The sequence below is a fragment of the Sphingomonas sp. EU05-FHT14C10 genome, assembly GCF_058790595.1.
Genome location: NZ_JBYTEN010000001.1, coordinates 44,772 through 63,643, shown reverse-complemented (window position 1 = coordinate 63,643; position 18,872 = coordinate 44,772). Strand labels below are relative to the sequence as shown.

Genomic DNA, 18,872 nt, shown 5'->3' with positions numbered 1-18,872 from the left:
TCGACTCGCTCGGGACGGGCTTCGCTCGGGACAAACGGGACATCAAAAATTGTATAAGTACGACAATTACGACCAGGCGATCGTCGACGCGCGCGTCGAGGAATTTCGCGATCAGGCGCGCCGGCGCATCGCGGGCGAGCTGACCGAGGACCAGTTCAAGCCGCTCAGGCTGATGAACGGCCTCTATCTGCAGCTGCACGCCTATATGCTGCGCGTCGCTGTGCCCTATGGCACGCTCGACGGGCGGCAGATGCGGATGCTGGCGCATATCGCGCGCAAATATGATCGCGGCTACGGCCATTTCACCACGCGCCAGAACATCCAGTATAACTGGATCAAGCTGGAGGACGCGGCCGACATCCTCGCCGAGCTGGCGACCGTCGAGATGCACGCCATCCAGACGAGCGGCAACTGCATCCGCAACATCAGTTCGGACCAGTTTGCGGGCGCCGCGGCCGACGAAGTCACCGACCCGCGCCCCTGGGCCGAATTGCTGCGGCAATGGTCGACCTTCCACCCCGAGTTCAGCTACCTGCCGCGCAAGTTCAAGATCGCGGTGATCGCGAGCGACACCGACCGCGCGGCGATGCGGCTGCACGACATCGGCATCCAGATCGTGCGCAATGCCGAGGGAGTGCTGGGCGGCCGCATCTTCGTCGGCGGCGGCATGGGGCGGACCCCGATGATCGCGCCCGAGATCAAGCCGTTCGTGCCCGCCGAGGACCTGCTCAGCTATCTCGAGGCGTGCCTGCGCGTCTATAACCGCTACGGGCGGCGCGACAATATCTACAAGGCGCGGATCAAGATCCTGATCCACGAGATCGGCGCGGACGACTATCGCCGCCAGGTCGAGGAAGAGTTCGCGCATGTGAAGACGCTGGGGCTCGATCCGCCGGCGGCCGAGCTGGAGCGCATCAAGGCCTTCTTCGCGCCTCCTGCCTTCGAGCAGGGGCTGAGCGACGCGATCGACCGCAGCGATCCCGATTTCGCGCTGTGGGTAGACCAGAATGTCTCGGCGCACCAGCAGCCGGGCTATGCGGTGGTGACGATCAGCCTGAAGCCGGTGGGCGGCATCCCCGGCGACGCATCGGCCGACCAGATCGACCTGATGGCGGAGCTGGCCGAGCGTTATGGCTTCGACGAGCTGCGCGTCACCCATGCGCAGAACATCGTGCTGCCGCATGTCGCGAAGCGCGATCTCCATGCACTGTGGGTGGCGCTCGACGGCGCGGGGCTGGCGACCGCCAATCTCGACCTGATCAGCGACATCATCGCCTGCCCGGGGCTGGATTATTGCAGCCTCGCCAATGCACGGTCCATCCCCGTCGCGCAGAAGATCGCCGAGCGCTTCGCCGATCCCGACCGCCAGCGCGATCTGGGCGAGCTCAAGCTGAAGATCAGCGGCTGCATCAACGCGTGCGGCCACCACCATGCCGGGCATATCGGCATCCTCGGCGTCGACCGCAAAGGCACCGAGAATTACCAGCTGCTGCTCGGCGGATCGGGCGCGGAGGATGTGAGCCTGGGCAAGATCACCGGGCCGGGCTTCGACGAGGACGGCGTGGTCGACGCGATCGAGCGCGTCACCGATCGCTACAAGGCGCTGCGCGAGGATGGCGAGCGCTTCGTCGATACCTATCGCCGCGTCGGCATGGAGCCGTTCAAGGAGGCGATCTATGGCTGAGCGCGCCTTCAACCTGTCCGGTCGTGTCGAGCGCAGTCGAGACATGTTTGTGCTGGCGCCAATGTCCCTCGACTGCGCTCGGGACGAACGGGGAGCGCGTCACCATGGCTGATCCGCTGCGTTTCCGCGACGACGAGGCGCTGGAGGAAGTGACCGTCACGCTCGACGCGTTTCTCGGCCAGTCGAACGCGACTGCGGTGCGCATCGAGCCGGGCGACGACGCCCGCGCGCTGCTGCCCCATCTCGAGCGGCTGCGGCTGATCGAGGTCGCCTTCCCCAGCTTCCGCGACGGGCGCGGCTATTCCTCGGCGCAGATATTGCGCGAGGCGGGCTATGAAGGCGAACTGCGCGCGCAGGGCGATGTGCTGGTCGACCAGCTTGCCTATATGCGGCGCTGCGGCTTCGACAGCTTCGCACCCGAAGCGCCGATCGACGTGAAGGTCGCCGAGGCTTCGCTCGCGCGCTACGACGCCGTCTATCAGGGCGCGGCCGACGGGCGCGTGCCGGTGTGGAAGCTGCGCCATGGCTGAGGCCGCGCGCAAGCTGGACATGATCGACGTCGCGCCGGCTTTCGAGCAGGCCGATGCCGACCGGCTCAACGCGCGTTTCGCCGGCGTCGATACGGCGAAGATGCTGGACGAGCTGCTGACCGGCGAGCTCAGGGGGCGGATCGCGCTCGTCTCGTCCTTCGGCGCGGAATCGGCGGTGCTGCTCCACCTCGTCGCGCAGGTGGACAAGGCAGTGCCGCTGATCTTCGTCAACACGCAGAAGATCTTCGGCGAGACGCTGGCCTATCGCGACGAGCTGGCCGAGCGGCTGGGCTATATCGACCTGCGCGTCTATCGCCCCGATCCCCGCATCCTGGCGGCGCGCGACGAGACCGGGCTGCGCTGGTCCTACGACCCCGATGGTTGCTGCGACATCCGCAAGGTCGAGCCGCTGCGCCGCGCGCTTTCGCCCTTCGATGCCTGGATTTCGGGGCGCAAGGGCTTTCAGGGCAAGACGCGCACCGCGCTGTCGCGCTTCGAGATCGACGAGGGACGGCTGAAGCTCAACCCGCTCGCCGACTGGTCGAAGCCCGAGCTCGACGCCTATTTCGAGGCGCACAAGCTGCCGCGCCATCCGCTGGAGGCCGAGGGCTATCCGTCGATCGGCTGCGCGCCCTGCACGAGCAAGGTGCGCCCGGGCGAGGACCCGCGCGCGGGCCGCTGGCGCGGGTGGGACAAGGTGGAATGCGGCATCCACACCCCCGGAAGCGAGCCGGACGAGCCGGTTTTCTAAGGGCACGCATAGCCCCGTCATTGCGAGTGGAGCGACGCGATCCAGCCCGGCGCCCGGCATCGTCTGGATTGCTTCGTCGCTGCGCTCCTCGCAATGACGAGGAGGGGGGTAGGACGAGAGTCAGCGCGTCTGCGCGGGCAGGTAAGTCTCGTCGATATAGTCGCTGAAGCGCGTGATCTTGGCGTCGAAGCGCAGCTTGACTTTGCCGGTCGCGCCGTGGCGCTGCTTGGCGACGATCATCTCGGCGACGCCGAAGACGCGCTCCATATCCTGCGCCCAGCGCGCGTGATCGTCGAAAATCTTGGCGTCGTCGCCTTCGATCGGGCGCTTGGGTTCGTGCGCGGCGACATAATATTCCTCGCGATAGACGAAGAAGACCATGTCGGCGTCCTGCTCGATCGAGCCCGATTCGCGAAGGTCGGAAAGCTGGGGACGCTTATCCTCGCGCTGCTCGACCTGACGGCTGAGCTGCGAGAGCGCGATCACGGGGACGTGGAGCTCCTTCGCCAGCGTCTTGAGGCCGCGGCTGATCTCCGAGATTTCCTGCACGCGATTGTCGCCGCCGCCACGCCCCGAGCCCTGCAGGAGCTGAAGATAGTCGACGATGATCAGGCCGATGCCGTGGCGGCGCTTGAGCCGGCGCGCGCGCGTGCGCAGCGCCGCGATCGTCAGGCCCGGCGTATCGTCGATGAACAGCGGCAGGTTCTGCAGCTCGGCCGAGGCGCGGGCGAGGTTGCGGAAATCCTGCTGGCTGATCTTGCCCATGCGCAGCGCTTCGCCGCTGATCCCGCTGCTTTCGGCGAGCACGCGCGTGGCGAGCTGATCGGCCGACATTTCGAGGCTGAAGAAGGCGACCTTGGCGCCGATCGACTTCGCTTCGTCGATCCCGTCCTCGATATCGCGGACGAAGCGCTGGGCGGCATTGTAGGCGATATTGGTGGCGAGCGAGGTCTTGCCCATGCCCGGACGCCCGGCGAGGATGATGAGGTCCGAATTGTGGAGGCCACCGATCTTGGCGTTGATGCCGTCGATGCCGGTGGTGATGCCCGACAGGCCGCCGCCGGCGTTGAGCGCCTTTTCCGCGACCGAGACCGCAGCCGTCGCCGCCTGCGCGAAGCTCTTCACCCCGCCGCCCTCGCCCACACCGCCTTCGGCGACCTTGTAGAGCTCGACCTCTGCCTGCTCGATCTGGCTTTTGGGATCGACCGATTCGGATGTGTCCAGCGCGCTTTCGACCATCGTGCGGCCGACGCCGACGAGCGCACGGAGCAGCGCCAGATCATAGACCTGATCGGCGAAATCGCGCGCGCCGATGAGCGCGGCGCCGCTGCCCGTCAGCTGCGCGAGATAGGCGGGGCCGCCCAGTTCGCGCATCGCATCGTCGCCCTCGAACATCGGCTTCAGCGTCACGGGGTTCGCGACCATGTTGCGATCGAGCAGCTTGAGGATCGCTTCGTAGATGCGGCCGTGAACGGCCTCGAAGAAATGCTCGGGCTTCAGCTTGAGCTGGACGTCTTCCGCGAGGCGATTGTCGATCATCAAGGCGCCGAGAAGCGCGGCTTCCGCCTCGATATTCTGGGGCAGGCTGCGGCTTTCGCCCTCCGCGGGCGGCACGATCGACAGGATATTTGACATGATTCGCCTTGTCCTCCTTCCGCAGGCACCCGGCAAGAGCGAGTAATATCAGGAACAGACGCTTGGTCATCTGTGGATAAGCTGTGAACCCTTTGCAGCGCGCCGCTTTCCCGATTAAGGCCGGCCCATGGGCGATCCGCGCATCATCGACGTCGAGCTGGACGAGCGCACGATCCTGTGGCGCAGCGCCGATATCGAGCAGGAACGGCGGATCGCGATCTTCGACCTGATCGAAGGCAATCATTTCCGCCCCCTGCGCGAGCATCCCGATGCCTATGCCGGCCCCTACCGGCTGAAGCTGAGCGTCGAGGAAGGGCGGCTGGTGATCGCGCTGGCGCGCGAGGACGGATCGCCCCTGGAGATGCTGATCCTCTCGCTCGGGCGCTTCCGCCGCCCGATCAAGGATTATTTCGCGATCTGCGATTCCTATTACCAGGCGATCCGCCAGGCGACGGCGCAGCAGATCGAGACGATCGACATGGCGCGGCGCGGCATCCACAATGACGCGGCGCAGCTGCTGATCGAGCGGCTCGACGGCAAGATCGAGGTCGATTTCGACACGGCGCGGCGGCTGTTCACGCTGATCTGCGTGCTGCATATCAAGAGCTGAGGATTGGCTGCGCAAGGCCGTTGGTGTCGAGCGCAGTCGCGACACGCCCTTCGACTTCGTGCGGGGCGAACGGAGACCCGATGGACGCCAAGGACCTGATCGCCGCCGCGCGCGACGCCGCGCGCAACGCGCACGCCCCCTATTCGCGCTTCGGCGTGGGCGCCGCGCTGCTGCTGAGCGACGGCAGCATCGTGACCGGCACCAATTTCGAGAATGCGAGCTATGGCCTGTCGCTGTGCGCCGAGACGGTGGCGCTGGCCGCCGCCAACGTGCAGGGCCGGCTGCGCGACGTGGTGGCGGTAGGCGTGACCGGCGGGATGATCGGCCCCGACGGCGCGATCGCGGGATCGACCATGGTCAGCCCGTGCGGGCGGTGCCGCCAGGTGCTGAACGAGGCGGCGCAGATGGGCGGGCGCGACATCCTCGTCCACTGCGCGGGGGCCGAGGGCGACGCGATCGCGACCTATCGCCTGTCCGACCTTTTGCCCCATGCTTTCGGCCCGGCCGATCTTGGCCTTGCCCCCGCCCCGCACTCTGGGGAATAGCTCTTCCATGGCCATACTTTCCGACCGCTGGATTCGCGAGCAGGCGCTCAACACCGGCATGATCGAGCCCTTCGTCGAAAGCCAGAAGCGCGACGGCTGCATCAGCTACGGCCTCAGCTCCTACGGCTATGACGCGCGCGTCTCCGACGAGTTCAAGATCTTCACCAATGTCGACAGCGCGGTGGTAGACCCCAAGGATTTCGCCGCGAACAGCCTCGTCGACCGCAAGACCGACGTGTGCGTGATCCCGCCGAACAGCTTCGCGCTGGCCCGCACGGTCGAATATTTCCGCGTGCCGCGCGACGTGCTGGTGATCTGCCTCGGCAAATCGACCTATGCGCGTTGCGGGATCATCGTGAACGTAACCCCGCTGGAACCCGGCTGGGAAGGCCATGTGACGCTGGAATTCTCCAACACCACGCCGCTGCCCGCCAAAATCTATGCCAATGAAGGCGCCTGCCAGTTCCTGTTCCTGCAGGGCAACGAGCCGTGCGAGGTCAGCTATGCCGACCGCGCGGGCAAATATATGGGGCAAAAGGGCGTCACCCTCCCCCGCCTGTAAAAGCGCTGGACGATAGCCGCAGAGGCGACCATCCTTCCACGGTCAGTGACCTGGAAGGAGACCGGGCGTGAAAGCTGTCATTCCCCTTATCGCCGCATTCGGACTCGTTGGCTGCATGGACGCCGGCGGGCCGCCGCCCCGCCCCTTTCCCGGGCAGGGATTCCTGTCGGGCACCGTGACCTATCGCGAGCGCATGGCCCTGCCGCGCGGCGCGACCGTCGAGGTCAGCATCATCGACGCCGCGCGCGCCGATGCGCGGGCGCGGACCGTGGCCGTCACGCGTTTCCCGACGCACGGCCAGCAGGTGCCGATCGCCTACAGCCTGCGCTATCGCGGCTTCAGCCCCGACTGGCAGGTGCGCGCGACGATCAAGGATCGCGGGCGGCTGATCTTCACCACCGACACGGTCCAGCGCATTCCGCCGGGCGGCAAGCTGGACCTGTGGCTGGTCCGCGCGGGGGGCTAGCCCACCGCCTTCGACGTCATTGCGAGCGGCGCGAAGCAATTCAGGCCGGTGACCGGCACCTGCTGGATTGGTTCGTCGCTGCGCGCCTCGCAATGACGGGGGCAGGCCTCAGAGCGCGCCGTGGCAGTGCTTGTATTTCTGGCCCGAGCCGCAAGGGCAAGGCTGGTTGCGGCCGACGCGGCCGACCCATTCGGCGGGATCGCTGCCGAAATCGTCGGGCATCGCCGGCTGCGCGATCTGCAGCGGCGGCAGGCGCGTGGTAATGAAGCCCGACCCGGCATCGATGTCGTTGGTGTTGTCCTCGCCCGTCAGCGGATCGAAATGCGTGGTGAAGATATCGGGCATCTCGGGCAGCGGCGGGGGCGCCATAAACTGCGCATTGGCGACGACGCGCGTCACATCCTCGCGGATCGCCTCGATCATGCGCTCGAACAGCGCGAAGGCTTCCTGCTTATACTCGTTGATCGGCGTCTTCTGCGCATAGGCGCGCAGATGGATGACCTGACGCAGCGCATCGAGCGTCGACAGATGTTCCTTCCAGTGATGGTCGAGATTCTGGAGCAGGATGCTCTTTTCGACCTGGAGCCAGGTGTCCGGATCGAGCGAATCCGCCTTTTCCTTGATGAGCGCGTCGGCGGCGGCGGACAGGCGCTCGTCGAGAATCTCGGGCGAGACCTGATCCTCCTGCACCCAATCCTCGATCGGCGCATCGACGCCGAGGACATCCTTCGCACGCTGCTTGAGGCCGGCGACGTTCCACTGCTCGGGATAGCTGTTGGGCGGGCAGGCCTCGCCGACCAGCGCGTTCACCGTCTCGAGACGCATGTCGCTGACGACATCGTCGATCACGTCGGCATCCATGATGTCGGCGCGCTGCTCGTAGATCACCTTGCGCTGATCGTTCATCACGTCGTCATATTCGACGACCTGCTTGCGGATGTCGTAGTTGCGCGCCTCGACCTTCTTCTGCGCGGTCTCGATCGCCTTGGAGAGCCAGCGCGAGCCGATCGCCTCGCCGTCCGCAAGGTTCTTGTTCATCATCTTGGCGAACATCGTGTCCGGCCCGAAGATGCGCAGCAGATCGTCGTCGAGCGACAGGTAGAAGCGGCTGAGGCCGGGATCGCCCTGGCGGCCCGAACGGCCGCGCAGCTGGTTGTCGATGCGGCGGCTCTCGTGGCGTTCGGTCGCCAGCACAAACAGGCCGCCGGCGGCGCGGACTTGTTCGCGTTCGGCGCTGACCTCGGCCTCGATGCGCGCGATCGCGGCCTCGCGCTCGGGGCCTTCAGGCATGTCGCGAAGCTCGTCGGAGACGCGGAACTCGACATTGCCGCCAAGTTGGATGTCGGTGCCGCGGCCCGCCATGTTGGTGGCGATCGTCACCGCGCCGAGGCGGCCGGCCTGCGCCACGATATGCGCTTCCTTTTCATGGAAGCGGGCGTTGAGCACTTCGTGGCGGACGTTGAGCTGGCGAAGGAACTGCGACAGAAGCTCGGATTTCTCGATCGAGACGGTGCCGACCAGCACGGGCTGGCCCTTGGCCGAATGTTCTTCGATCGACTTCGCAATAGCGCCGAACTTGTCATTGATATTCTTGTAGAACTGATCTTCCTCGTCCACGCGCTGCACGGGCAGGTTGGTGGGAATGGTGACCACGTTCATCTTGTAGATGTCAAAGAATTCCGCCGCCTCGGTCGCCGCGGTGCCGGTCATGCCGCCGAGCTTGGGATACATGCGGAAATAATTCTGGAAGGTGATCGAGGCGAGCGTCTGGTTCTCCGGCTCGATATTCACCGCTTCCTTGGCCTCGACGGCCTGGTGCAGGCCGTCGGACCAACGACGCCCGTCCATCATGCGGCCGGTGAACTCGTCGATGATGACGACCTTACCTTCCTTCACGATATAATCGATGTCGCGCTTGAACATCACGTTCGCGCGGAGCGCCTGATTGAGGTGGTGGACCACCTGCGTATTCTCGAAATCGTAGAGATTGGCGCCTTCGAGCAACCCCGCGCCTTCGAGCAGGCGCTCGGCCTTTTCGGTGCCGTCCTCGGTCAGCGTCACGCTGCGCTGCTTTTCGTCCACCTCATAATCGACGGGGACGAGCTGCTTCACGATCGCGTCGACCTGCTTGTACAGCTCGGACTTGTCGTCGGTCGGACCCGAGATGATCAGCGGGGTGCGCGCCTCGTCGATCAGAATCGAATCGACCTCGTCGACGATCGCATAGGCGAAGGGGCGCTGCACCATCTGGGCGCGGTCATATTTCATGTTGTCGCGCAGATAGTCGAAGCCGAACTCGTTGTTCGTGCCGTAGGTGATGTCGGCGGCATAGGCCGCGCGGCGCTGATCGTCGGTGAGGTTGGGGACGATCACGCCCGTGGTGAGGCCGAGGAAGCGATAGACCTGACCCATCCAGTCGGCGTCGCGGCGGGCGAGATAGTCGTTCACGGTGACGACATGGACGCCAGTGCCGGGCAGCGCGTTGAGATAGGTGGCGAGCGTGGCGACCAGCGTCTTGCCTTCACCCGTGCGCATCTCGGCGATCTCGCCGCGATGGAGCACGATGCCGCCGATCATCTGGACGTCGTAATGGCGCTGGCCGAGCACGCGCCTGGCGGCTTCGCGCACGGTCGCGAAGGCCTCGGGAAGGAGGCTGTCGAGCTTCTCGCCGGCCGCGAGGCGTTCACGGAACAGCACCGTCTGGTTGACGAGCTGAGCGTCGTCCATCGCCGAGAGGGTCGGCTCGAAGCCGGCGATCTTGCTGACGATCGAGTTGAGCGATTTGACGTAACGGTCGTTGGACGAACCGAAAATGGCCTTGGCAATGCCGCCGAGCATGGGATTTTCCTGAAGATTATGGTTGCGCGCCCGGATGCCGGGCGCCGGATATGGGTCAGCTGGCCCAGCGCACCGCCGGGCGGAGAAACGCGATCCTATTCGCGGCGACGGCCGGCGAAGATCGGTTCAGCGGACGCGAGGACGAACCCGCGCGCCTCGCCCATCGCGGCAAGCGCGGCAAGCGCGGCGAGCGCAGGCAGGCCCTGCGCGGGCCGTGCGGTGACGAGCGTGACGACCTGTTCGGCAACGGCGACGGCCTGTTGCCCCGCCGCGACCTGCTGCGCCGGTGCCTCTACCGCGCGCACGCTGGAAATCGCGCCGGTCAGCGCGCTCAGCAGGGCGGAGAGGAAAAGCAGCATGTTCATCGTCGCACCGCATTTAGTAACGCCCGCGCGCCGCGTCCATCCAGAACCGACATCGGCAACGGCGTTAACGACCAAATGGCCAGACTTCGGGCAATTGCCAGCGGATACGGCGCGTCGAATAGCTCGGCACCGGGCAGCCGCGTGCGTCGCGCGCGGGCGTGAAGCGAGCGCGCTCGCGAAGGATGTTGCAGCTCGCGGCGTTGAGCGAGGCCGAGGCGCTTGGGGTGACCACGGTGCATTGATCGACATGGCCATCGAGGGCGACCCGATAGCGAATGACAACCAGCCCCTGTTCGTTCTTGCGAAGCGCCTCGGCAGGATAATCGTCTGTGGTGAACCAGGTTGCCGCATCGCCCTCTGCCGCCGCGGCCACCACTTCCGGACCTGGCGTGCGGCATGCCGGATCGAGGCTTGCGGTATCGAACGCGGGTGCAGCGGCGGGCGAAGGCTTAACCGACGGCGCAGCGGTGGGCATCGGGTCCATTTTCGGCGCTGCAGGCGCGCGGCGGAAATCGGGAATCGCGATATCCGGGACGGAGATATGCGACGACCAGATGAGGATGAGGCCGAGCGCGAAAAGCAGCGCGGCGACCAGCAATGTGCGCCAGGATTCAAGTAAATAGCCCCACATGGCGGCGAACCTCGCACGCCCACTGGAATGTGCAACGAAAATACGCACCCGTGGAGGAAAAGCGGCTATAGCGCCGCGCATGTCGACCAGCATTTCCCCCCTCGCCCGCCCCTTTCCCGCACTGCCCGCCATCGACGGCGTGACCGCGCATGTGGCGCGGGCGCGCTACAAGCCCTGGGATCGATGCGACCTGACCTATGTCACGCTCGATCCGGGCACGGCGGTGGCGGGCGTGCTGACGCGAAGCGCCTGCCCCTCGCCCGAGGTCGAATGGTGCCGCCAGGCGCTGGTGCTCGGCCGTGCCCGTGCGCTGGTGGTCAACGCGGGCAACAGCAACGCCTTCACCGGGCATCGCGGGCGCGCGGCGGTCGAGGCGATCGCGGCGCGCACGGCGGCGCATCTCGATTGCGAGCCTTCGGACATCTTCGTCGCCTCGACGGGCGTGATCGGCGTGCCGCTGCCCATCGACAAGGCCGAGGCGGGGCTGGATGCGGCCTTCGCCGCGCCGAGCTGTAGCTGGGAAGATGCGGCGGCGACGATCATGACCACCGACACCTTCGCCAAGGGCGCGGCCGCGACGGCGATCGTCGGCGGCAAGACGGTGACGATCGCCGGGATCATCAAGGGTTCGGGGATGATCGCGCCTGATATGGCGACGATGCTGGGCTTCATTTTCACCGATGCGGCGGTGGAGCCGGGCTTCCTCCAGCAAGTGCTGGCGGCCGCGAACCGGCGCAGCTTTTCGTGCATCACGGTGGACGGCGACACATCGACATCGGACACGGTGCTGGCCTTCGCGACCGGCAAGGCGGGCAACAGTCCCCTCGCCTCGCATGACGATGCCGGGGCGGATGCCTTTGCGGCGGCGCTCGGGCAGGTCTGCCTCGAGCTGGCCCAGCTTGTCGTGCGCGACGGCGAAGGGGCGACCAAGTTCATCGAGATCGCCGTGACCGGCGCAGCATCGGACGGCAGCGCGCACCGCGTCGCCATGTCGATCGCCAATTCACCGCTGGTGAAGACCGCCATCGCCGGCGAGGACGCCAATTGGGGCCGCGTGGTGATGGCAGTGGGCAAGGCCGGCGAGCCGGCGGACCGCGACCGGCTGTCGATCCGCTTCGGCGCGACGCAGGTGGCGCGCGACGGGCTTGCGGTCGAGGGCTATGACGAGGCGCCGGTCGCGGCGCATCTGAAGGGCCAGGATATCGAGGTCGGCGCCGACCTGGGGATTGGCGAGGGCCGCGCCACGGTTTGGACGTGCGATCTGACGCACGGCTATATCTCGATCAACGCCGACTATCGGAGCTGATCGGGCGCTTTTCCGATATCTTCATTGCGAGGAGGCGGAGCCGACGAAGCAATCCAGCCCGATGCCGGGCATTCTGGATTGCTTCGCTGCGCTCGCAATGACGGCGGGCCGGCGCTTAGGCCAGTTCGCCTTCCAGCCAGCCCTTGAGCTGGCTCTTGGGGGCTGCGCCGACCTTGGTGGCGGCGGGGCTGCCATTCTTGAACAGGATCATCGTCGGGATGCCGCGCACGCCATAGCGCGCCGGGGCATCGGGATTGTCGTCGATGTTGAGCTTGGCGATCGTCACCTTCTCGCCCAGTTCCTCCGACAGCTCCTCGAGCGACGGGCCGATCATCTTGCACGGGCCGCACCATTCCGCCCAGAAATCGACGAGAACGGGGCCTTCCGATGCGATCACGTCATCGTGAAAGCTGGTGTCGGTGATTTTCTTGGTCGCCATGTGTCTGCACTCCAGAATCAACTTTGATCGTGAACGTAGGATCGACGGGCGCGTTCCTCAACTCCCTGTCGCATAGCTTTGCTCGCGCGCCGGCAAGTCGGGCTTGTGGCGCGCCAATGTCCCGGCATCGAGCACGATGAGGCGCGGGCCGGAGGTGTAGAGCAAGCCGGCCTCGACCGCGCGATCGGGGAAGATGACGCGCAGCGCGGCGGCATAAGCCCCCATCTGCTTCAGATGGTAAGGCGGAACGGCATCCACCGATGCGGGTACGCGCCGGCCGGTCTTGAAATCGATGATCGTCACCTTGCCCGGCTCGATCAGCAGGCGATCGACGGTGCCGGCGACGACCGCGCCACCCACGACCGCCGCGATCGGCGCCTCGGCAAGCGCATCGGGGCCGAATATCCGGGCGTGAGCGGGATCGGCGATGACGGCGATGGCGGCATCGACGATTGCGGCGCGATCGGCAGGATCGCCGACGCCGCCGCTTGTCTCCAGCCAGCGCAGCGCGGCTTCGCGCCGTCGGTCAGGCGCGATCGCGGGCAGGCGTTCGAACAGCGCGTGGAGCAGCTTGCCGCGTTCGGCGGCAGCGCGCATCGCCGGGCCGGGCGGCGGCTCCGCGACCAGATCCTCGCCGATCGCCGAGGGGGCAAGCGGGCGCGGCGGGCGCGATTCCTGCGGCGCGGGCGCATGAAGCCAGTCCGGGATCGCCGCATCGTCGATGCTCGCCGTCGCAGCGCTGCGGCGCGGCGCTTTCCGGCCGGGCGGACCGGTGCCGGTGAAATGGCGAACGCTCGTCCAGTCGGGGTCGGCTTCCTGCCCGGCATCGAGGCGGATCAGCGCGCGCTCGACGGCGGCATACCAGCTCTTCTGAGGCGCCACGCCTTTGGCGCGCGGGCCGAGCGCGCCGCCGATGACCAGCCTCTCCTCGGCGCGGGTGAGCGCGACGTAGAGCAGCCGCCAATGCTCGGCGAGTTCGCGCGCCTCGGCCTCGGCCATGACATCGGCGAGGCTGCCCGTCGCCTCGGCCTTGCGCGGGCGGATGATGGGAACGGCATCGCCTTCGGGATCGGGCGCCCAGCGCAGGCCACGCGGCGGGCTGTTCGCCGGATCGACCGTCGCGTCGGCGAGGATGACGAGGGGAGCCTGCAGCCCCTTGGCCCCGTGCGCGGTCATCACGCGCACCGAATCGAGCGGGCGCGAGGAATCGCGCACGACCTCGACATCGCCGCGATCGAACCAGTCGACGAAGCGCTGGAGCGTCGCACTCGATTCGCCTTCGAACTGGAGCGCGACGTTGAGCAGTTCCTCGATCGGGTCGCGCGCTTCCTCGCCCAGCCGGCGGAGCAGCTTGCGCCGCCCGTCGAGCGCGCCGGAAAGCAGGCCTTCGAGGAAGCGGTAAGGCGCGACGAGATCGGCAGCGGCGAGGATTGCGCGCAGTTCGGCCAGCGTGGCATCGATGCCCGGGCGGCGGCGGATATGCTCCCACAACCCGACATGCTCGTCGCGCAGGCCATGTTCGAGCAACTGATCCTGCGTCCAGCCGATGAGCGGCGAGACGAGCAGCGCCGCAAGATTGAGGTCGTCGCCGGGCTGGAGCGCGAAGCGCGCGGCGGCGAGGAGATCCTGCACCGCCAGCGGCTTGCCGAGCAGCAGCCGATCGACGCCCGCGACGGGAACCCCCTCGGCATGGAGGCGCGCGACGAGCAGCGCGGCGAGATCGCCGCGGCGGCGGACGAGGATCATCACATCCTGCGGCTCAAGCGGGCGGCCCTTGCTTTCGAGCCAGAGCGGGGCATCGAGCCAGGCGCGGATCTGCCTGGCGAGCCGGGCCGCGAAGGCGCGCGTGGCGTCGTCGAGCCATTCCTCCTCGCCTTCCTCCGCGCCTTCGGAATTGGCGGCGGAGACGGGCGCCCAGAGCGTCACCGAACCCGGACCGTCGAGCGCGCTGCTGTGCGGCTCGACGGCGATCGCCTCACCCAGCGCCTCGTCGCCAAGCTCGCCGATCAGCGTATCGACCAGTTCGAGCACCGGGCGCGTCGAGCGGAAGGAACGATTGAGCGACAGGCTGTTGAGCGGGCGTTCCTCGGCGGCGAGCGCGGCGAAGCGCGCGCGGGCGGCGGCGAAGAAGATCGGATCGGTGCCCTGAAAGCCGAAGATCGCCTGCTTGTAATCGCCGACCGAGAAGAGCGTGCGGTTGCGATCGCCCTTCGCGCCGGAGCCGGCGAAGAATTCGTCGGCGAGCGCCGCGACGATCGCCCATTGCTGGGCGTTGGTATCCTGCGCCTCATCGACGAGGATATGATCGGTCGCGCGATCGAGCTTGTAGCGGATCCACTCGCTGATGCCGGGCTGGCCGAGCAGCGCGACGGTGGCGCGGATCAGATCGTCGAAATCGACGACGCCGGCGCGGCGCTTCGCCTCGGCATAATCGGCGGCGAAACGGCGGCCGACGGTGAGCGCGGCGGCGAAGAGATCGGCGAGCCGGGCGCGGGCGCGCCAGCCGAGCAGGTCGCGCGCGCGTTCGCCGACGCGCATCACGGCATCGGCATAGCCGGGGTCGATGGCTTCGAGCTTGGGTGAAATCTTGCGCGGATCGCCGGTCGCGGTGAAGGCGAGCGCGGCGATTATGTCGAGATCGGCGGCGCGTCGGGCGACATCGCCGATGATCCAGCATGCGACCTTGTCGGCCGAATCCAGCCCGGTCTTCGTCGCCCATTCGGCATTGGTGGCGGCGGCGCGGCGGAGCGAGGCGATGTCGAAGCGGTCGTCGGCGCATTCGCGCGCGATCGCAGCCTCGATATCGCCTTCGGGCAGATCGAGTGCGGTGCCGAGCGTGGCCCGGAGATCGGTGGGGAGCGTCGCCATCGCCTCGGGCGCGCGGGCGCAGCGCATCAGATAGCTTTCTGCGCCGTCCTCGCCGAGACGCAGGCTGAGCGCCTGGAAGGCGGCGACCAGTTCGGCGTCGCTCCGCTCTTCCGCCCCGGCGGCGAGATCGGCGAGGACGCGACGGGCGAGCAAGGCCTCCTCGCGCGCTTCCATCGGGCGGAAGCCGGGGATCAGCCCCGCCTCGATCGGGAAGCCGGCCAGCAATGTCTGGCAGAAGGCGTGGATCGTCTGGATGCGCAGGCCGCCGCCCGCCGCGTCGAGCACGCGCGCGAACAGGGTGCGCGCGCGCGCCAGCGTGTCGGGATCGTCATGCTCCTCGCCGAGTGCGAGCAGTTCCTTCCTGAGCGCGGGTTCGTCGAGGCGGACCCACTGGGCGAGCCGGGCATGGACGCGATCGGCCATTTCGGCCGCGCCCGCCTTGGTGAAGGTGAGGCAGAGGATCGTCGCGGGATCGAAGCCGGGGCGGAGCAGCAGGCGCAGCACGCGCGCGGTGAGCACATGCGTCTTGCCCGTGCCCGCGGAAGCCGAGAGCCAGACATGCGCGCCGGGATCGGACGCCGAAAGCTGCTCGTCGGCGAGGCGCTCGAGCGGCCTGAAACCCTCAGTCGCCACGGCCATACCATTCGCCAAGGCGCATCAGCTGATCGTAATCGGCATAAGGCGCATATTCGGGATTGAGCTTTGCAATGAAGGGCGCTTCGCCGGTCAGCCATTTCGCAGCGGCCTCGGCGAAGACATCGCCTGCGATGCGGGTGAAATCATCGGTGACGATCCGCCCGCGCGCGCCTGCGGGGTCGGTCGGCCTCGCCACCAGCCCGAAGCCGCCGTCACGGTTGCGGCCGAGCGACCAATATTCGAACTCGCCCGCCCTGCCGCTGACGCCCTTGAAGCCGCCGCGTTCGGCGATCAGGCCGAGCAGGCCGAGCTGCTGCGCATAGCCGCCCGCAACCTGCGCGGCGCTTGGCGCCTTTCCGGTCTTGTAGTCGACGATGACGAGGGCGCCGCCGGCGAGGCGATCGATCCGGTCGGCGCGGCCGCCGAGCGTGACGCCGGCGATTTCGGCGCTGCCCCAGGCCTCGACGGCGACGGGGCGGCGGCCGGCGGCCATGCCTTCGGCTATCGTCGCCGCGATCCAGTCGATGGCTTCGAGCAGGCGCGGCCCCCAGAGCGCGCGCATCATCGGATGCGTGCCGGGCTGGCGCAGCATCTCCTCGGCGCGCGGGCGGAGCTTTGCGGGATCGAAACCGTCGTCGCGCGCCCATGCCTCAAGCACCGCGTGGACAGCGGTGCCGCGCCAGGCGGCGGTGGGATCCTCGTCGATCGCCGAGAACTGCGACAGCTTCAGCACCGAGCGCGCGTAGAAGGCATAGGGATCGGCCTTGAGGCGATCGACTTCGGTGACCGAGATCGACCGGGGGCGGACGGCGACGGGCGGGACCGGCGCGGGGCGCGGTGCGGGAGCATAATCGGCGGGCCGATCGATCATGCGCGCCCAGTTTGCGAGATGCGTGGCGCTCATCCGCCGCCACTGCGCATCGCCGATCATCGCCTGCAGGCGGAGCCACAGGCGCGAGGCGATCGCGGGCGCGCTGGCGTCGCGCCGCGCGCGGGTGATGAGCACCTGCGGCGCGCCGAGCGCACTGGCGAAATCATGCGCGGCAAGCCCGATCCGCGTTTCCAGCCCCGGCAGGCCGAGCGCGGCGCGGATGCTGGGCGCGAGCCAGGGATCGGGTGCAGGCAACCCCGGCCAGACGCCTTCGTTGAGGCCGCCGAGGATCATCAGATCGGCCTGCTGGAGACGCGCCTCGAGCAGACCGAGGATCGTAACGCGCGGATGGCCGCCCTGCGGCGGTCGCACCGGGATTTCGCGCGCGAGGCTGGCGATGAGCGTCGGCAGCCCTTCAAGGTCGGAATTGCCCGGCCCTTCCCCGGCATTGGCCTCGACGGCCGCGAGAAGATCGGCGGCGGCGCGGCCCGAGGCGCGCGCCCAGCCTTCGTCGCCGGCAAGCGCAGTCACCGCCTCGCGGATCGCGGCGATCTGGCCGCCAAGCGCTGCGGGCGCGGTTTCGAGCGGGGCGAGCAGCGGGCGGACGCCCTGCCACCAGCGTTCGGCCCTGGCGCGGTGCGGGCGTTCGCGCTTGTCGCCGCCGGCGAGATAGGCGTCGATCCCGGCCAGCCCCGGCGCGGGGCGCGGGCCGCGCAAGGCGCGATCGAGCAGGCGGGCGCCCTCGAGCCAGTCGAGCCGTTCGGCGCCGGCGCGGACAAGCGGATGTTTGAGGAGCGCGAGCAGCGGCACCGGCGCGAAACGTTCGGCCATCGCCTCGGCGACGGCGATGAGCAGCGCCCCGGGGGGCGTGAGCGACAGCGGCTCGCCCGCGCTGTCGTCGGCCGCGATGCCCCAACGCATCAGGTGCGCGGAGACGCGGCGCGCGAGACCGCGATCGGGGGTGACGAGCGCGGCGGTGCGGGCGGGCGTCTCGACCGCCTCGCGCAGCGCAATGGCGATCGCCTGCGCTTCTTCGGCCGGGGTCGCGACTTCGAGCGTGGCGACGCCGGCGAGGCTGCGCTCGGATGCATCGAGGCCGGCCCAGCGCTTCGTGCTTTCGGCAGGGGCAAGCGCGTTGCCGATCGCCCGGCTGCGCGCGGCGGCGGCGTCATGCCCCCCGCCCCAGCGCCAGCGCTCGACCTCGCCGCGTGCGATCCCCATGCGATTCAGCAGCAGCTTCAGATGATATTGGGGGTGGCTTTCGATCGCGCGCTCGCGCCGGCCGCTCCCATCGGGCTCGTGCGGACCGAGCGCTGCCCAGTCCTCATCGGGCATGTCGAGATCGAGCGCGGAGAAGACGACCAGCCCCTGCGGCAGATCGGCGATCGTGCGCAGCAGCCCGGCAACGGCAGGCGCCGTGGTGGCAACGCCGGCGGCGACGACGAATCCGGCGGGCGGCTCGGCCTTCCAGCGCGCGGCGGCGCGATCCAGCAGGCGGTTGCGGCGGTCGCTGAGATCGATCCGGCCCAATGCGGCCAGCTCCGCCGGCCAGTCCTCGATGATCAGCTTGAGCTCGTCGAGCGAGCGCCGCCAGTGGGCGGAGAGTTCGTCGGCCACCGGCAGATCGCGCAGGCGATGCGGCGCGACCTGTTCGACATTGAGCTGATCGAGCACGCGCGCGAGATCGGCGGCGAGACGGACGGCCTCCGCCGCATCGATCGGCGAACCCGCGCGCACACGGCGTTGCTGGATTGCGCGCGCAAGCCGCATCCGCCGCGCCATCGGATCGATCGCCGGGGCGATCGGCGCCTGATCGATGGGATCGAGCGCGACGCCGAGCCGGTCATCGAGCTCGACATCGCCGATGGGCACGAGGCGCGGGAGCAGCAACCCGCCCTCGGCGCGGCGCACGAAAGCCTCGGTGATCGCGCGCACCGCACGGTTGGTGGGGAGCAGCACGGTGCCGCGCGCCATCTCCATCGCATCGGGAAAGCGCGCGAGCAGCCCGGCGACGAGCGCATCCGCGAAGGCGCGGTGCGGCGGTATCGTGAAGACGGCGGGAGACGGCACGGGCGCAGTCTAGAGTTTGATTCACCGGCGTGGAAGCGGCACGGGCCGAACCTGATCCAGTTTAG

General features: G+C 68.0%; 15 protein-coding genes. 8 read left to right on the top strand and 7 right to left on the bottom strand.

Going from position 1 to position 18,872, the window contains the following annotated elements; translation table 11 throughout:
- The first annotated feature begins 49 nt into the window (after positions 1 to 49).
- The 3 genes from AC3WT0_RS00280 (at position 50) to AC3WT0_RS00270 (ending at position 2,965) form a co-directional block, all read left to right on the top strand.
- Complete coding sequence (locus tag AC3WT0_RS00280; RefSeq protein WP_492750514.1) at positions 50 to 1,684, top strand: nitrite/sulfite reductase; 1,635 nt, start codon at positions 50 to 52, stop codon at positions 1,682 to 1,684.
- A gap of 104 nt (positions 1,685 to 1,788) precedes the next feature.
- Positions 1,789 to 2,214: a DUF934 domain-containing protein gene (locus tag AC3WT0_RS00275; RefSeq protein ID WP_492750512.1), complete on the top strand. Its 426-nt coding sequence runs from the start codon at positions 1,789 to 1,791 to the stop codon at positions 2,212 to 2,214.
- Positions 2,207 to 2,965: a phosphoadenylyl-sulfate reductase gene (locus tag AC3WT0_RS00270; RefSeq protein ID WP_492750510.1), complete on the top strand. Its 759-nt coding sequence runs from the start codon at positions 2,207 to 2,209 to the stop codon at positions 2,963 to 2,965. The genes AC3WT0_RS00275 and AC3WT0_RS00270 overlap by 8 nt, the downstream gene beginning before the upstream one ends.
- A 120-nt stretch (positions 2,966 to 3,085) precedes the next feature.
- On the opposite strand, the gene AC3WT0_RS00265 is transcribed toward AC3WT0_RS00270, so the two are convergent.
- A complete protein-coding gene (locus AC3WT0_RS00265) occupies positions 3,086 to 4,600 on the bottom strand; it encodes a replicative DNA helicase (protein WP_492750508.1) in 1,515 nt (504 codons plus the stop codon).
- 127 nt (positions 4,601 to 4,727) lie between these two features.
- On the opposite strand from AC3WT0_RS00265, the gene AC3WT0_RS00260 reads away from it, so the two are divergent.
- The 4 genes from AC3WT0_RS00260 to AC3WT0_RS00245 all read left to right on the top strand — a co-directional run bounded on the left by AC3WT0_RS00260 (position 4,728) and on the right by AC3WT0_RS00245 (position 6,783).
- Entirely contained in the window at positions 4,728 to 5,210 is a 483-nt protein-coding gene (locus AC3WT0_RS00260; RefSeq protein WP_492750506.1) for a UPF0262 family protein, read from the top strand.
- An 80-nt stretch (positions 5,211 to 5,290) separates the two neighbouring features.
- Positions 5,291 to 5,755: a cytidine deaminase gene (locus tag AC3WT0_RS00255; protein WP_492750505.1), complete on the top strand. Its 465-nt coding sequence runs from the start codon at positions 5,291 to 5,293 to the stop codon at positions 5,753 to 5,755.
- Positions 5,756 to 5,762: 7 nt separating this feature from the next.
- Positions 5,763 to 6,317 (top strand): dCTP deaminase, encoded by a 555-nt coding sequence (gene dcd / locus AC3WT0_RS00250; protein ID WP_492750504.1) that lies wholly within the window; start codon positions 5,763 to 5,765, stop codon positions 6,315 to 6,317.
- A gap of 67 nt (positions 6,318 to 6,384) precedes the next feature.
- The gene (locus AC3WT0_RS00245; RefSeq protein WP_492750502.1) at positions 6,385 to 6,783 is read left to right on the top strand and encodes a YbaY family lipoprotein; all 399 of its coding nucleotides are present in this window, start codon (positions 6,385 to 6,387) and stop codon (positions 6,781 to 6,783) included.
- A gap of 108 nt (positions 6,784 to 6,891) precedes the next feature.
- Here AC3WT0_RS00245 and secA read toward each other — a convergent pair whose 3' ends face one another.
- From secA to AC3WT0_RS00230, 3 genes are all read right to left on the bottom strand, one after another.
- Complete coding sequence (secA, locus tag AC3WT0_RS00240; RefSeq protein WP_492750500.1) at positions 6,892 to 9,621, bottom strand: preprotein translocase subunit SecA; 2,730 nt, start codon at positions 9,619 to 9,621, stop codon at positions 6,892 to 6,894.
- A gap of 95 nt (positions 9,622 to 9,716) precedes the next feature.
- Positions 9,717 to 9,986, bottom strand: coding sequence for a hypothetical protein (locus AC3WT0_RS00235; RefSeq protein ID WP_492750499.1), 270 nt, complete (start codon positions 9,984 to 9,986; stop codon positions 9,717 to 9,719).
- A 64-nt stretch (positions 9,987 to 10,050) separates the two neighbouring features.
- Positions 10,051 to 10,617, bottom strand: coding sequence for a TonB family protein (locus tag AC3WT0_RS00230; protein WP_492750498.1), 567 nt, complete (start codon positions 10,615 to 10,617; stop codon positions 10,051 to 10,053).
- 79 nt (positions 10,618 to 10,696) lie between these two features.
- On the opposite strand from AC3WT0_RS00230, the gene argJ reads away from it, so the two are divergent.
- Entirely contained in the window at positions 10,697 to 11,923 is a 1,227-nt protein-coding gene (gene argJ / locus AC3WT0_RS00225; protein WP_492750497.1) for a bifunctional glutamate N-acetyltransferase/amino-acid acetyltransferase ArgJ, read from the top strand.
- Between the two features lie 115 nt (positions 11,924 to 12,038).
- Here argJ and trxA read toward each other — a convergent pair whose 3' ends face one another.
- The 3 genes from trxA to addB are packed head-to-tail and all read right to left on the bottom strand — an operon-like array spanning position 12,039 to position 18,807.
- Positions 12,039 to 12,362 carry a thioredoxin TrxA gene (trxA, locus tag AC3WT0_RS00220; RefSeq protein ID WP_492750496.1) on the bottom strand — a complete coding sequence of 108 codons (324 nt, stop codon included), beginning with the start codon at positions 12,360 to 12,362 and terminating at the stop codon, positions 12,039 to 12,041.
- 57 nt (positions 12,363 to 12,419) lie between these two features.
- A complete protein-coding gene (gene addA / locus AC3WT0_RS00215) occupies positions 12,420 to 15,869 on the bottom strand; it encodes a double-strand break repair helicase AddA (protein WP_492750493.1) in 3,450 nt (1,149 codons plus the stop codon).
- Entirely contained in the window at positions 15,853 to 18,807 is a 2,955-nt protein-coding gene (gene addB, locus AC3WT0_RS00210; protein WP_492750491.1) for a double-strand break repair protein AddB, read from the bottom strand. Before addB ends, addA begins: the two co-directional genes overlap by 17 nt.
- Positions 18,808 to 18,872 lie beyond the last annotated feature (65 nt).

Coding starts and splice junctions, on each gene's coding strand:
- AC3WT0_RS00270 (WP_492750510.1), top strand. CDS start 2,207: ATGGCTGAGGCCGCGCGCAAGCTGGACATGATCGACGTCGCGCCGGCT.
- AC3WT0_RS00275 (WP_492750512.1), top strand. CDS start 1,789: ATGGCTGATCCGCTGCGTTTCCGCGACGACGAGGCGCTGGAGGAAGTG.
- AC3WT0_RS00235 (WP_492750499.1), bottom strand. CDS start 9,986: ATGAACATGCTGCTTTTCCTCTCCGCCCTGCTGAGCGCGCTGACCGGC.
- dcd (WP_492750504.1), top strand. CDS start 5,763: ATGGCCATACTTTCCGACCGCTGGATTCGCGAGCAGGCGCTCAACACC.
- AC3WT0_RS00260 (WP_492750506.1), top strand. CDS start 4,728: ATGGGCGATCCGCGCATCATCGACGTCGAGCTGGACGAGCGCACGATC.
- trxA (WP_492750496.1), bottom strand. CDS start 12,362: ATGGCGACCAAGAAAATCACCGACACCAGCTTTCACGATGACGTGATC.
- AC3WT0_RS00255 (WP_492750505.1), top strand. CDS start 5,291: ATGGACGCCAAGGACCTGATCGCCGCCGCGCGCGACGCCGCGCGCAAC.
- secA (WP_492750500.1), bottom strand. CDS start 9,621: ATGCTCGGCGGCATTGCCAAGGCCATTTTCGGTTCGTCCAACGACCGT.
- AC3WT0_RS00230 (WP_492750498.1), bottom strand. CDS start 10,617: ATGTGGGGCTATTTACTTGAATCCTGGCGCACATTGCTGGTCGCCGCG.
- argJ (WP_492750497.1), top strand. CDS start 10,697: ATGTCGACCAGCATTTCCCCCCTCGCCCGCCCCTTTCCCGCACTGCCC.
- AC3WT0_RS00265 (WP_492750508.1), bottom strand. CDS start 4,600: ATGTCAAATATCCTGTCGATCGTGCCGCCCGCGGAGGGCGAAAGCCGC.
- addA (WP_492750493.1), bottom strand. CDS start 15,869: ATGGCCGTGGCGACTGAGGGTTTCAGGCCGCTCGAGCGCCTCGCCGAC.